The sequence below is a fragment of the Paenibacillus sp. p3-SID867 genome, from assembly GCF_025142895.1.
GTDB lineage: Bacteria > Bacillota > Bacilli > Paenibacillales > Paenibacillaceae > Paenibacillus_AQ.
Genome location: NZ_JAMBDM010000025.1, coordinates 1 through 12,845, shown reverse-complemented (window position 1 = coordinate 12,845; position 12,845 = coordinate 1). Strand labels below are relative to the sequence as shown.

General features: G+C 49.3%; 15 protein-coding genes. 2 read left to right on the top strand and 13 right to left on the bottom strand.

The genetic code is table 11. From position 1 onward, the window contains the following. Positions 1-42: 42 nt before the first annotated feature. From mcsB to M4D81_RS30660, 13 genes are all read right to left on the bottom strand, one after another. Positions 43-1,107, bottom strand: a complete 1,065-nt coding sequence (gene mcsB / locus M4D81_RS30720) for a protein-arginine kinase McsB (protein ID WP_071221040.1) — start codon at positions 1,105-1,107, stop codon at positions 43-45. Positions 1,108-1,145: 38 nt separating this feature from the next. Continuing rightward, positions 1,146-1,670, bottom strand: coding sequence for a protein-arginine kinase activator protein McsA (gene mcsA / locus M4D81_RS30715; protein ID WP_071221041.1), 525 nt, complete (start codon positions 1,668-1,670; stop codon positions 1,146-1,148). A 24-nt stretch (positions 1,671-1,694) separates the two neighbouring features. Then, positions 1,695-2,156 carry a CtsR family transcriptional regulator gene (locus tag M4D81_RS30710; protein ID WP_009594675.1) on the bottom strand — a complete coding sequence of 154 codons (462 nt, stop codon included), beginning with the start codon at positions 2,154-2,156 and terminating at the stop codon, positions 1,695-1,697. A 359-nt stretch (positions 2,157-2,515) separates the two neighbouring features. Next, entirely contained in the window at positions 2,516-3,232 is a 717-nt protein-coding gene (locus M4D81_RS30705) for a GntR family transcriptional regulator (RefSeq protein ID WP_260069224.1), read from the bottom strand. A gap of 7 nt (positions 3,233-3,239) precedes the next feature. After that, entirely contained in the window at positions 3,240-4,256 is a 1,017-nt protein-coding gene (locus M4D81_RS30700) for a sugar kinase (protein ID WP_260069223.1), read from the bottom strand. Further along, on the bottom strand, positions 4,249-5,004 hold the full coding sequence (gene dagF / locus M4D81_RS30695; RefSeq protein WP_260069222.1) for a 2-dehydro-3-deoxy-phosphogluconate aldolase: 756 nt from the start codon (positions 5,002-5,004) through the stop codon (positions 4,249-4,251). The genes M4D81_RS30700 and dagF overlap by 8 nt, the downstream gene beginning before the upstream one ends. Position 5,005: 1 nt before the next feature. Further along, on the bottom strand, positions 5,006-6,109 hold the full coding sequence (locus M4D81_RS30690; protein WP_260069221.1) for a DgaE family pyridoxal phosphate-dependent ammonia lyase: 1,104 nt from the start codon (positions 6,107-6,109) through the stop codon (positions 5,006-5,008). Beyond that, on the bottom strand, positions 6,087-7,190 hold the full coding sequence (locus M4D81_RS30685) for an amidohydrolase/deacetylase family metallohydrolase (protein WP_260069239.1): 1,104 nt from the start codon (positions 7,188-7,190) through the stop codon (positions 6,087-6,089). The genes M4D81_RS30690 and M4D81_RS30685 overlap by 23 nt, the downstream gene beginning before the upstream one ends. A gap of 352 nt (positions 7,191-7,542) precedes the next feature. Next, entirely contained in the window at positions 7,543-8,289 is a 747-nt protein-coding gene (locus M4D81_RS30680) for a hypothetical protein (RefSeq protein WP_071221048.1), read from the bottom strand. After that, on the bottom strand, positions 8,286-8,987 hold the full coding sequence (locus tag M4D81_RS30675) for an ABC transporter ATP-binding protein (RefSeq protein ID WP_201259395.1): 702 nt from the start codon (positions 8,985-8,987) through the stop codon (positions 8,286-8,288). The genes M4D81_RS30680 and M4D81_RS30675 overlap by 4 nt, the downstream gene beginning before the upstream one ends. Positions 8,988-9,012: 25 nt before the next feature. Further along, the gene (locus tag M4D81_RS30670) at positions 9,013-9,378 is read right to left on the bottom strand and encodes a GntR family transcriptional regulator (protein WP_260069220.1); all 366 of its coding nucleotides are present in this window, start codon (positions 9,376-9,378) and stop codon (positions 9,013-9,015) included. 45 nt (positions 9,379-9,423) lie between these two features. Next, on the bottom strand, positions 9,424-10,182 hold the full coding sequence (locus tag M4D81_RS30665; protein WP_260069219.1) for an ABC transporter permease: 759 nt from the start codon (positions 10,180-10,182) through the stop codon (positions 9,424-9,426). Continuing rightward, positions 10,175-11,212, bottom strand: coding sequence for an ABC transporter ATP-binding protein (locus M4D81_RS30660; RefSeq protein ID WP_260069218.1), 1,038 nt, complete (start codon positions 11,210-11,212; stop codon positions 10,175-10,177). The genes M4D81_RS30665 and M4D81_RS30660 overlap by 8 nt, the downstream gene beginning before the upstream one ends. Before the next feature lie 180 nt (positions 11,213-11,392). On the opposite strand from M4D81_RS30660, the gene M4D81_RS30655 reads away from it, so the two are divergent. Beyond that, a complete protein-coding gene (locus M4D81_RS30655; protein ID WP_260069217.1) occupies positions 11,393-11,701 on the top strand; it encodes a metalloregulator ArsR/SmtB family transcription factor in 309 nt (102 codons plus the stop codon). 2 nt (positions 11,702-11,703) lie between these two features. Next, the gene (locus M4D81_RS30650; protein WP_260069216.1) at positions 11,704-12,414 is read left to right on the top strand and encodes an SRPBCC family protein; all 711 of its coding nucleotides are present in this window, start codon (positions 11,704-11,706) and stop codon (positions 12,412-12,414) included. The last annotated feature ends 431 nt before the right edge of the window (positions 12,415-12,845 follow it).

Genomic DNA, 12,845 nt, shown 5'->3' with positions numbered 1-12,845 from the left:
GACGCTTAAACCGTCATCCAACTGTAAAACGAGTATAGATCCTTAATGGTTACCCAATGTTTCTCTGATGAGCTTAGCCCTGTACATGTCGCGTTCGGAAGGAGTCATGCCCTCTCCATAGGTCTTCTGCAGAAAGCCCGGCTGCGTCTTCACATTCAGTTCATTCATGACCGGGATTTCCGGACCTTCCAGAAGGCCGAGATCCACACCAAGCCGAACATCGGACAACCGCTGGGCCGCTTCCTTGGAATCCATCACCGCCGCATAGGACAGTATGCCATAGGAGCGCATAACCCGATCCGTAATCCGGAGCTTGGATTCACCCAAGAGCCGGGCTCTGGCATTCTTCTCATGCTCGATGATTTGCAGGGCGACGCTGTGCAGATTCTCAATGATCTCCGACTCGGTTTGACCGAGCGTGATCTGATTCGAGATTTGAAACAGGTTGCCTAATGCTTCGCTGCCTTCGCCGTAAATCCCTCTTACAGTTAAGCCTACCTGCGATACAGCCGAGAGAATCCGGTTAATCTGCTGTGTCATAACAAGAGCAGGCAGATGCATCATGACCGATGCGCGAAGGCCGGTTCCGACATTAGTCGGACAACTGGTAAGATAACCTCGCTTATCATCAAATGCATAATCGATCTCGGATTCAAAAACATCATCCAGCGCCGTGGCGCGTGCCCATGCCTCACGAACCTGAAATCCGGGATATAAACACTGTATGCGCAGGTGATCCTCTTCATTGATCATAATGCTGACGGATTCATCTTCCGTAAGGATGACTGCACCGTTTCGGGATTCATTCGCCAGATTGGGACTGATCAGATGCTTCTCAACAAGAACCTTCTTATCCAGCTCATCAATCTCACTTAATTTAATTACATGTAAATCCCCGAAATCCTGCAAATCGTCCTTATTCTTCAACACATTCGTCAGGCGCTCTAGCACTTCTCCTGACTGCTGATCCGTTGCCAGCAGCGGGAAAGGAAGATGCTGCAGATTGCGCGCCACCCTGACACGGGTGCTGATGACAATGTCGGAATCCTGACCGTTTCCGCGCATCCACTCGCTCAGCGCCGAATCGGTAAACCGGAGATTAGACATCACGCATTCCTCCTACTAAAGTGCAAAATCTTACAATCTTATCCCTGAGCCATATTCCGCTCCAGCTCACGAATTTGGTCCCGGATCTCGGCAGCCGATTCAAACTCCTCCTGCACGATCCGAATTTGAAGCTCCTTCTTAAGCTCATCAATTTGGCGTTTGATCTGAATCCGGCCACCGGTACGCTTCGGCACTTTACCGACATGGGATGTTCCCCCATGGACCCGCTTAAACAATGGATCCAATCGATCCGAAAAATATTTATAACACGAGCTGCAGCCGAACCGGCCAAGCTTGCTGAACTGGGAATACGTCATACCGCATTCTTCGCACTGCAGCGTCTGGGCCATTTTTGCGCCGGGGCTCTGGCCCTTGCCTGAAGGATCCAGATCCAGAAGACCTGACAACAAACTGTGTATAGAAAAACCATTCGACGTACCGGGGATCAATTCCCCTTTTTCGCGGGCACAGGTTTCACAAAAATGAAACTCCGTTTTCTCCCCGTTCACAATTTTGGTGAAATGAAGTGTCGCCGGCCGTTTACCGCATTCTTGGCATATCATAATCCGATGCCCCCTTACACAGACTCACTTACCTAATAAAGAAATAAGCATCGCCTTCATAATCCTTGCACGCAGCTCATCCCGATAAGGAAGCTTCACATTCAGGCACTCCCTTGAAACGGCGGCCCGCATCAGGCTGGCCTCCCGCTTCGTTAAAAAACGGGACTCCTCCAGCTGGTAAATCAATCCTTCAGCCACCGTCTGGTCAATCATGCTGCCAATGGTATGATGAAGATGCTGCTGGAGTGCAGTATGCTGGGGAAGCTCGATACGTTGGATGCGTATGTACCCGCCCCCGCCGCGCTTGCTCTCGACAAGAAAGCCCTTCTCCAGCGTAAACCGTGTACTGATCACGTAGTTAATCTGGGAAGGAACGCAAGAAAATTGCTCCGCCAGATCGTTGCGTTGAATTTCAACGGTACCCTCCGGACTTTCCTGCAGTATGCTCTTCAGGTATTGTTCGATAATATCAGAGATATTACGCATTGGTCTGTTCATCCTCCACTGTTTGAAACGTTAAGACGGATAGTGATCTTACACGTCCGCACAGAGCCTTGCTTATACGTTAATTTTAACCATAATCAAAACCAGCGAACCCTCTCGTTGACTTTGACTTTCTTTGACTTTGATCTCATTATAGCACATTTTTTCATTTTGCCAAGAGGTACTTCTCAATTTATCGCGCTTTGCCTTTATTCTTATTGTACCCAGTTCTTTGATCGCTTATAGCCTCTTCTTCAAGAACAATTCATACAAAGGGCAACAAAAAAGAAGCAGCCCCCATACCGGTGAAAACCGGTTACAAGACCACTTCTCCATATCATAATCCTATATCGTATCAAGCTTTAAGCGTCATAACTGATCAAGTAGTGCTGCAGCTCCGTATTGTAAAAACCGATGCTGTATTCAATGATGCTGCCTGTCCCGTCATAAGAGGTTCTGAGCCGCTTCAGTAACGGAGAGCCTACACTTACTTCAAGCAAGGAGGCAGTCTCTTCATTTGCCACGGTTGCCAGGAAACGGTCGCGGAAATTCTCCAGCGTAATTTGACTTTCCTCGATGCGGTCATAGAGAGACGGTAGTTCGGTGGAACCGAACTCTTCACCCATATCCACTTGGGATGACACGTAGTGAGTGTAGTAAATAAAAGGATTCCCGTCCAGTAAATACAATCGTTCAATAAGCAGGCACCGCTCCCCGAATTTTAAAAACAGTTCGCTGTCCGGCTCATTAAGCACCCATTCCGTCTTCAGGTGACGCTTCCGAATCTGGTGTCCTTCTTCGACCAGAATCTCGGTAAACAGCTTGCCTTTGGAAAGCTTGGAGAAGGAAGTATTCCGGGTCACAATCGTTCCTACCCCGCTCCGCTTCTCTACATACCCTTCCTGATACAACTCTTGGATCGCATTGCGGACCGTCATTTTGCTAACGTTAAATTCCTGCTCCAGCTGCGGCTCGGAAGGAATATGGGAGCCGAGTGGATATTCCCCATGCAGAATCCGATCTTTTATGATCTTCTTGATTTGCAAGTATAACGGACCGTTCTTCCGCGTGATCGACATGCTTCTCCTACCTTTCCACGTCAGACATATGATGACTCATTGCCTGAAGCACTTCGCGTTCGTTCGCCGTCGGCGTATCCCCTGTTACGGTATGGGCAAGCATCGCCGCAGCTGCGGCAAAATCAACCGTCCGATTCGGTTCATAACCCTCCGAGATCCCGTGGATCACCCCGCTGGCGTAAGCATCACCCGCGCCGATACGATCGTGAACGGAAAACGTCAACGTTTTGGAAAAATGAAACGCTCCATCCGTGTAGAGATAGCCTTGCAGGGAATGGGTGTTATCCCCGTTGATCTTGCGGTGGGTACCCGACGCAACCGTAATATTATACTTCGCTGCCACCTTCGGAATCAACTCCTGCAGCTGTTCGTTCCGATCCTCAAGGGTCGTCTCCATGCCAAGGATATAGATAGCATCCTTCTCATTCATAAAGGCGATATCCGCAAGTGACAGCATTTCCTCATAGTGCGGCTTGGCAAACGCATAGCGGTCTGTCCCCCATAAAGAGGGACGATAATTGCAATCGAACACAACGGTTCCCCCGTTAGCCTTAACTTCACGAGCCAGTGTCTTCATTTGACCTCGTACCGTGTCATTCATGGAAAGAGTTATGCCGCAAAAATGGATCATGTCTATCTTTTGGGCAATCGCACCGAAATCGTACATGGCATCCTCTGCCGTGTTAAAGCTGCTGCCCAGCCGGTCCGTATAGGTCACGCGTCCGGGTCTGACACCAAAGCCATTCTCCAGAAAGTACATGCCAACATATTTGCCTCCGCGGCTAATGAGCGAAGTATCAATGCCAAGCTTGCGCAGGTAGGAAACCGCCGCTTCGCCAAGCGGGTTATCCGGCAGCGTGCTGACCAGATAACCGTTATGACCGAACCTTGCCACAGCCGAGGCGATGTTTACCCCCGTGCCGGAAAAAGAGTAATTCAGATGGCTCTCTTGAGCCAAGGAAGCATATCCCGGTACTTGAAGACGCATCATCACTTCGCCATATGCGGCAATCGTCTTAGGCATATTGATCAACCAGCGCTTTTAGCTTGCGATGCAGCTCTTGAACATCGCTAATGATTGTATCTCCGCTTGCCGAGTCGATAATCGAGGAGTACACGTGCGGGATGACCTGCTGCACTCCCGCTTCGAATGCGATGCGCACGATGGCTTCAAAATTCTCTTTATCAATCCCCCCGGTTGGTTCAAGCGCGAATCCTTCCTCCGCACACGCCTTCGCTACCGCGCGGTACTCATCCTCCAGCTTCAAGCCCTGCATCGGGAAGTACTTCAGTGCGTTACCGCCCATATCGCGCACAAGCGCGATAGCCGCTTTTACAGGTACGATGGCTTTGTCCGATCCGGCAGCGCTCACCGGTCCGGTTGAGATATTCACGTAACCCACTTGACCCGAAGGGGACACGAGGCTGTTAATCCAGCTTTCTTTGCCATCCAGATTGGCACGTGTAGCACCGACTGCCGGGAACACCTGATTGATATGCGTGCCCGGATAGCTCTTCACTATCTCGGCAACCACCGCAGCTTGGCGGTTATCCCCGGCACCCAATCCAATCGATACCGCATCTTCGATAACGGACCCGTACTCCTTCATCGCAATAACGGCCTCTTGTGCGTTCGGGTAATTTTTGGACAATACGCCGACCAGCACATGCCCTTCCGAAGCTTCAAAAATTTCCTTCGCGTTCTGAATGCTGCCTGCAAGTACGTTCAATGCCGCGCGATTTCTGTAAAGACGTTTCTCCATATTTGCCATCTTAGTTTCCCCCTGCAATCTGCTGTATTCTCGTTATAATGACTTGCAAATCATCCCCGGAAAGCGAGCGAGGATCAATATCAAAATACCCCTGGCGAACGCCGTAATCCCTGGTGTATACAGCAATATCGCCTTCGCGAAGCTGATCGTTCATGGACTTGGCACTGACCCCGGCCGCATTTTCATCGACTTTCACGCGCCCCCGGAAGATCGCCCTTCCCGCTTCGTCCTGAACAATGGTTACCTCAATGCCCGGCAATTTCGATAAGGATTTCATTTCCTCCAGTGCCGCTTTCTCCTGCTCACTCTTATCTTCCTTCGCCATATACTCATCCAGCGCCTGAAGCAGTCCAAACGTCGTTTCCTTGCCTACCTTCATGCTGCGCCCAATACCATGAAGCTGCGCTTTTACCCACTCGACGTATTGACGTTTGCCGCCGACAATGCCGGAGGTCGGGCCTTCAATTGCCTTGGATCCGCTGTATATGGCCAGGTCCCCGTATTTCACATACTTCTGGATATCCTCTTCGGCAGCAGCATCGATAATCAGCGGAAGTCCGTGTGCCTGGGCCACTTCTGCCGCTTCTTCCACCGAAATCATATTTTTCTGTACGCAGTGATGGGATTTCACATACAAAATGGCGGCTGTACGCTCATTAATCGCTTCTGCGATATGCTCCTTGCGCCCTTCGTTGGCATACCCAACTTCAACGACCTTGCCGCCCCCGAGATAAACCATCGTTTCGACAGGTGCACCATACTGCACATTATGTCCCTTAAACATGATAATCTCGTTCTTCACGATTGGCTCCTGGTGCAGTCGGTCACTGCGTCTGCGCTTGCCTTCGGTAACGATTCCAGCCACGGAAAGCGCGATTCCGCTGGAAGCGGAATTGACAACGACCGCAGCCTCGGAACCAAGGATGCGCGCCATGTAATCCCCCGCCTTATCTACCAGATCCGCGATTTCCACGTAACTCTGCCCGCCGATCCGCATCGCTTCCATGACGGTATCCGTCGGCGCCGATACGCCAAGAATACTCATGCGCCCGCTGGCATTAACCACGCGTTTCAACCCGTATTTAGCATGTAATGAATGATCCATTGACTACCACTCCTCTGGCTTCGATATATCGATCAGCGATTCGGGTCTCCCCTTCGGAATCCGTTAAACTCATAGCGCCCTGCTGCAGGGCAAACAGCGTCAGGTGAGCGGCATCGCCGGCTTGAATTCGGCCAAGCTCCGGACGGCGCAACCATCCTGCTGCATGGTCCGTTACCGCTGAGACCACCTCCTGCAGGCTGTACCCCAAATACAGGAACTTCGTCATGACATTAGCCAGGCTGTAGACCGGGCCATGGATGCGATTCCCGCGATAAATATCGGTGCTGATCGTGTCCGGCTTAATCCCTTGGGCCTTGGCATACTCTGCCACCAAGAACGAGAAGCTTGCCGTTCCATGGCCCACGTCCAGATGAACGCCGCGAGCTATCGCTTCCACCAGGGCAGGGATCGGCTTCCCGTCCGAATCAAATAAATTGTTGGCTTTGCCGTTCAAATAATGAGTAATAATGTCGTCTTTCTGAAGCAGCTCCAATACTTCCTCAATCGGAGGTGGCCCTGACCCGATATGTACCATTAGCGGCAGTGACGTTTTCTCCGATAATTTTCTTGCGAGTCGAAGCGGTTCTACCCCATTGTCCCTGACGACGCTTTTGCTGATTCTGGCCTTGAGTCCAATGATCAGATCCGGATACGTGTTTACCGCCTTTGTTGCCTTCTCGGCATCGATCCATTCTAGACTGGACAACTCGTCGACCCGCTGCAGACCGATATGCGAAATATTCAGAAAAGCAAACACATTCGTCTTGGACCTTGCAACCTCGGCTGCCAGTTCTCCAATCGTATCCGCGCCGCAGCTCCCTGCGTCGATTATGGTGGCAACCCCTTGCTTAACGCCGATTTCGTCGATGGCATCTCCGTAAGGCTCCAGCTTGGCGACCGCATGGACATGCATATCGATCCAGCCGCTGGACACATATAGACCCGTACCATCAAAACTGTTGGCACCCTCGGCCGTGTTCGCATCCGTTATTTCGGTTATGAACCCGTTCTCCATGACAATGTCAAAAGGTTCATCATCATGGACCGTCTTTACATTGCGTATAATAAAACGCTGTTCCAATATCTTCATAGCTTCACTCCTTCAGCCTTGCCGGACCAGCCTTGGATCCTCTTATCCCGTCGGTTTACATTGTGTAAGTTGAGCGTCGTGGTTATAGCATAGCACAGAACGAACGCTACGTGAATATAACGTTATAATGTTTATATCGCATTTCTGTATTTATCCCCTTTTCATAGGATCTAATGGAGGGTTCCACTCTTGCTCAGGAAGGCTATGGGTAGGGTTCTAGTTCTGTCTTGCCCCTGTTATCTCCTTCCATACGCAAAAAAACTGCCCTCGATAGGCAGTCTCTTTGTTCGTCATAGTCTAAACCTTAATCATTTGTCTTCCGGATTCCAAGTATCTCTTTTGGTTAAACCTCAACCTTCCGGTCGATGAGGTAAACCGTTGCATACACGATCAACGCGGCCAATATCACTTCAAAAGCAAGCGCCCCCCAAGCTAATGTATATGGCACGGTCGATACCGTAAGGTCTGCCTCTTTCTCATAAAACGAAATGCTAGCCATAGGACCGGCCCACGCTGCATCTTCTCCGAAAAGCATTTGGCTAAGCCAGCCAAGCACGTATTGCAACACGAAAAACACCAGAATGCCGATCCATGTACTGCCCTTCTTCGTGATACTCCTGGACACGGTAATTGCAAAAAATATCGCAATCATCAAATAGATGAATTTCCATACCATCAGCAGGGCAAGCCCGACATAATACGAAACGGGAACATCAGCGAAATTGATATATTCCCAAATGTCCGCTGCGTTCAAGTAGTACCATAAATGCAGAGCCATCAATATCCCAAGTACCAGCAAGCTTACACATGCCAGTAAAAGTGATGAAACCACATTCCACACGGAATGTACGGGAAGTAAACGTCGGTGATATGCCTTTATGTTAAAGCCGAAGTTCTTGCCAGTGACCACAAGAAGCAATACACTCACGGAGCCATAAGCCAGCATGCTTAGACCCAGCATTATTCCAAGCTCCCAATCTCTTATCGAGCCTGCTACCGTGATCGCAATCTGAACGATGAGAAGGATCGCGAAGGCGCCGAGCAGCGTCGTCGAATTTCTCTTCCAGTCGTATTTGAACAGTTTTATCATTCCGCATACACCTCTTTAAACATCTCATCCACACTTTTTCCGTGTTTTAGGCGGATGTTCTCAACTTCGTCATGCATAACGACTTCGCCGCCCCGAATAAAGATCACTTCATCAAATATCCGCTCAATATCCCGGACCAAATGGGTTGAAATGATAATGCTGCTGTCTTCGTTGTAGAACTCCACAATCGCATCCAAAATTTTGCCCCGGGCTACCGGATCCACTCCGCCAATCGGCTCATCCAGCATATACAGCTGCGCTTCACGGGACAAGGCCAATGATAACTGCAGGCGCTCATTCATTCCTTTGGATAAGGAACTGATGCGGTCATGGGTCTTTAAATTCATGAATTCCAGCATGTTTCGTGCCTTATCCACATTAAAGTCCTCATAAAAATCTTTAAAATATGCCACCGCATCCGATACCTTCATCCAGGATTCCGTCACGGGCCGATCCGGCATAAAGGAAACGACGGCTTTCGTTTCCAGGCCTACCGGTTTGCCATTCACGTAAGCGCCGCCCGTTGTGGGCTGGATCAACCCAGCGGCTATTTTCATAAGCGTACTCTTTCCGCTGCCGTTGGTGCCAAGCAAACCAATGATTTTTCCACCGTTAATATCCAGATTAACATCATGTAATGCTCTGCGGCCGCCGGCATACGTTTTGGTCACGTTCTTTACCTGTAACAGATTTTCCACTATGGTCTCACCTCCGCTTTTTGGATCATGGCTGCTTCACAGCATCTTCCACGATCGTAATGATATCCTGATCTTTAAAGCCGAGCTCCTGCATGCCGCGTATAAACCGTTCCAGCAGATCGCCGGCCATTTCTTTTTTGATTTCCATGATTTTCGATTCCTCGCTTGTTACGTATCGGCCCAATCCCCGCCGCGTCTCCACAATACCCTCACGCTCCAATTCCTGAAAAGTTCGCTGCACCGTGTTTGGATTTATTTGAAGCTCACTCGCTAATTCTCGAACCGATGGGATTTTATCACCGGGCTGCAGTTTGCCGATGATGATTTCTTTCTTTAAATACGTCATGATCTGTAAATAGATCGGCAGATTATTGTCGAATTCTATACTCACTGTCGGGTTGCTCCTTTCCGCCGCTCTACCTCGAACTCAGGTCCCTTATGCGACATCCCGTTTTTTAAACGTAACAAAGCCTATCGCAAGAAACAAGAGGAGATATGCAGCGAGCATCATCATTGAGAATGTTAAACTCATGCCTGGAATCGGAGAGCTTGCGCCTCCGCTGTACATGGAAAGGTCCACGTTCAGGAACAGCAGGTATTTAGACCAGGAGTAACGCGCAAGCAGCTGTACCACCATACTTTCCATAATGACCATAAACATGCCGATGCCGATTGCAGGACCGGTAGATCTCGTTAGAATGCCTACCATAAAGGTTAGCGTTACATAAACGATCGTATACACCAGGTTGTTCACCGCTCCAATGAGCACGTCGCCAAGCGTAACGGAGCCGACATCCATGCCAAACGTAATTTGACCTGTCAGCACGGCTACAGCAAACATGAAGGCCACCAGTGTTAAGATGTAAATCAATACAGCCACATATTTCGATGCCAAAATTTTGGTGCGGCTCTGTGCACGTATAAGCAGCAATTTGATTGTTCCCATACTGTGTTCCTTCGCTACGGCTCCTGCCGTCACGACAATGGCAAGCAGGGTCAGCACTTGCCCCATTCCCTTGGTTGTTACAGCTATCTCGGCAAATTCATAACCGGTACTGCTCCCACCGGAAAACTTATAGAGCAAGAACGCCGTGAAGACCACCATTCCGGCCAAAAGCGCATATGGCAGGAAGAAGCTGCGTTTCTTAAACATTTTGAGCCATTCATTCCAGACGAGATTTCCAAAGCTACGCAATGCGGTTGCCTCCTGTCCATTTTAAGAATTCTTCTTCAAGTGACGATTTGATCTCTTCCACCCGGTAAATCCGTACCCGTGCATCACACAGTGACTGGATCAGCGAAGGAATATCTTCTTCCTGAAGTTGAAGGGTAATGATTCCCTCCTCCAGTTGGGTGCTCCGCAATGTGATGTTTTGCAAATGTCTAATCGTTTGTTCAGCCATGGTCGCGTCATTCACGCGGAAGCTTACTGTAGTAAATTCTTCATTAACGACTGTCCCCCCGATAGAACGCTCGGTTACGAATTTCCCCTCCTGGATAACGACCACACGGCTGCACATCAGTTCCATCTCCGACAGCAGGTGGCTGGATACGAGAATCGCAATTCCCTCATCTTTGGCGATTTGCTTCAAGTAATCCCGCATCTCGCGGATACCGGCAGGATCCAGACCGTTCGTCGGCTCGTCAAGAATGAGGATGGATGGATTATGCAGCAAGGCCTGCGCTATTCCAAGCCGTTGGCGCATTCCCAGGGAATAAGCGCGCACCTTCTTGTGGATGGCATCCTGGAGCCCAACAAGCTTAACCACCTCCATAATTCTCGTGATGGTCACTCCCTCAGACATCCGCTGATACTGTCTCAGGTTGTCATAACCGCTCATGTACGGATAGAATTCCGGATTCTCGATGATGCCCCCGATATGCCGGACGGCTTGAACGAAGTCCTTCTTGATGCTGTGCCCTTTTACCTGTACATCGCCATGGGTCATCTCGATTAACCCTACAATCATCCGAATGGTTGTTGTTTTGCCCGCGCCGTTCGGTCCAAGCAAACCAACGATTTCACCGCGATGAATATCAAAGGATAGCCCATCGACGATGTTCTTCTTGCCAATCGTTTTGGTGACCTGATTGACGGTAAGCACGACGGGCCCTTTCTTGGCATCTTTCCTATTGGTGGAGGCCGTTCCACTGATTCCATCAACCCATTCCCCTGAGGCATTCTCTATATTCGTTGTCCTTTTATTTGAATCGTTTCCGCTCATGTATTAGTTACACTCCTTTTTGTATCGGTGTTATAGTTAAATAGTACACTAGTGTTTTGGTTCTGTAAAGCCTAATTTTTTGTTTAATATTTCGTATTGACATCCATGGGTTGGAAAATTATACTTAACCCATACATATAACCAAAAGGTTATATTTTGAAGGGATGGGGGATTCCAATCATGAGTGATATGTACCGCGCCATTTCCGATCCCATCCGAAGGAAAATCCTAAATATGGTCGCTCATCGAGAGCTCCCTCAGTTGGAGATCGTGAAGGCATTCCATATCTCACAGCCCGCCGTAAAGAAGCATCTTGCCATCTTGCTCGAAGAGGAGCTGTTACTAGAACGAAGAGAAGGCAAGTATTGCTACTACCGATTGAATACCCCGAATTTTCAGCGAGGGTATGCGGAGCTTCAACAAGAGCTTGGCTCTATTCTGGAGAATAAGTTAAGCAGACTTAAACAATATCTTGAGGAGGAATCATAAGAATGGACTCTATTTTCAACCATGTTAAGCGAGAAATTGTCATCCGTACAACACCCGAGCGTGTATGGAAAGCATTGACCGATCCACAAGAACGCAATCGATGGGAAACTCGCCATTGTGAGATCGACCTGAAGGTCGGCGGTCACATCGCCCTTGATTACGGCTGGGGCGTATCCTACACCGGTACGATTGAGGAGCTTACCCCTTACCGCAAACTCACGCTCAAGGGAGAAGACCAGGAGCTTACCATTTGGACCATTGAACCACATACAGAAGGCACCTTGGTCCGCATCGAGTATACAGGATTATGGTCTAATGAGCGGGAGTATATGATGATGGATAACATGGCCTTTGGTACATACCGATTCATGCGGAATATGAAGAGCGTGCTGGAGACTGACCAAGATATCCGCTCCACCTTCTGGTCCAGCTGGATCGGCATGAATCATTATACATACCGTAATGACGGCATAGAGGGCGTCAAAGTCGTTGAAGTGATTGCCCACACACCTGCAGACGGTGTCTTGGAGGAAGGCGATATCATTACGAGTGCTGCCGGTCAGGTCATTCGCCGTTACGATGAGCTGGAAGATAAGGTCACCTCGATGAAGCCTGGCGAGCAGGTTGTCATCGGTTTTATCCGACATGGCAACCCTAGCAGCGCTACACTTACGGTGCTTCCTTATGGACAGAGGAACGTGGTTGAAGCATAAGTTATGAAGTGTACTAAGTAAGGAAGTACATAGGGGCGGCAACTATCCTAGAACGGATCGTCACCGACTTCAGAGGGAACACAGAGCGTGCATGAAGTATATGAGGATACAAGCTGTTTGCTGGCAAGCGAGGGCAATTTCATCGGTCATGATTTTATTGTTAGTTCAAATAGATATCAAAAAGGCGATCCTGCCGGGATCGTCTTTTTGATTTTTGAATCTGTTGTTTGGAGAATGTAGCAACATCCAATCAGTACAACTTCATAGCCAGTACCCGTCTTAGTAACTCACCAAATGTGTAGAAGCGTACTCAGCGCTGATCAATGGGGAACAGCCCCAAGTTATCTGCATATAGGAAAAGACCGCTATCGATTGCTCAATAACGGTCTTTATGGTTGTTCGCTTGGCGACGTCCTACTCTCCCGGGACCC

What these genes read in the sequence shown, in the direction of transcription:
- mcsB (WP_071221040.1), bottom strand. Translation starts at nt 1,107, where the DNA reads ATGTCTAATCTCCGGTTTACCGATTCGGCGCTGAGCGAGTGGATGCGC.
- mcsA (WP_071221041.1), bottom strand. Translation starts at nt 1,670, where the DNA reads ATGATATGCCAAGAATGCGGTAAACGGCCGGCGACACTTCATTTCACC.
- M4D81_RS30710 (WP_009594675.1), bottom strand. Translation starts at nt 2,156, where the DNA reads ATGCGTAATATCTCTGATATTATCGAACAATACCTGAAGAGCATACTG.
- M4D81_RS30705 (WP_260069224.1), bottom strand. Translation starts at nt 3,232, where the DNA reads ATGTCGATCACGCGGAAGAACGGTCCGTTATACTTGCAAATCAAGAAG.
- M4D81_RS30700 (WP_260069223.1), bottom strand. Translation starts at nt 4,256, where the DNA reads ATGCCTAAGACGATTGCCGCATATGGCGAAGTGATGATGCGTCTTCAA.
- dagF (WP_260069222.1), bottom strand. Translation starts at nt 5,004, where the DNA reads ATGGCAAATATGGAGAAACGTCTTTACAGAAATCGCGCGGCATTGAAC.
- M4D81_RS30690 (WP_260069221.1), bottom strand. Translation starts at nt 6,109, where the DNA reads ATGGATCATTCATTACATGCTAAATACGGGTTGAAACGCGTGGTTAAT.
- M4D81_RS30680 (WP_071221048.1), bottom strand. Translation starts at nt 8,289, where the DNA reads ATGATAAAACTGTTCAAATACGACTGGAAGAGAAATTCGACGACGCTG.
- M4D81_RS30660 (WP_260069218.1), bottom strand. Translation starts at nt 11,212, where the DNA reads ATGAGCGGAAACGATTCAAATAAAAGGACAACGAATATAGAGAATGCC.
- M4D81_RS30655 (WP_260069217.1), top strand. Translation starts at nt 11,393, where the DNA reads ATGAGTGATATGTACCGCGCCATTTCCGATCCCATCCGAAGGAAAATC.
- M4D81_RS30650 (WP_260069216.1), top strand. Translation starts at nt 11,704, where the DNA reads ATGGACTCTATTTTCAACCATGTTAAGCGAGAAATTGTCATCCGTACA.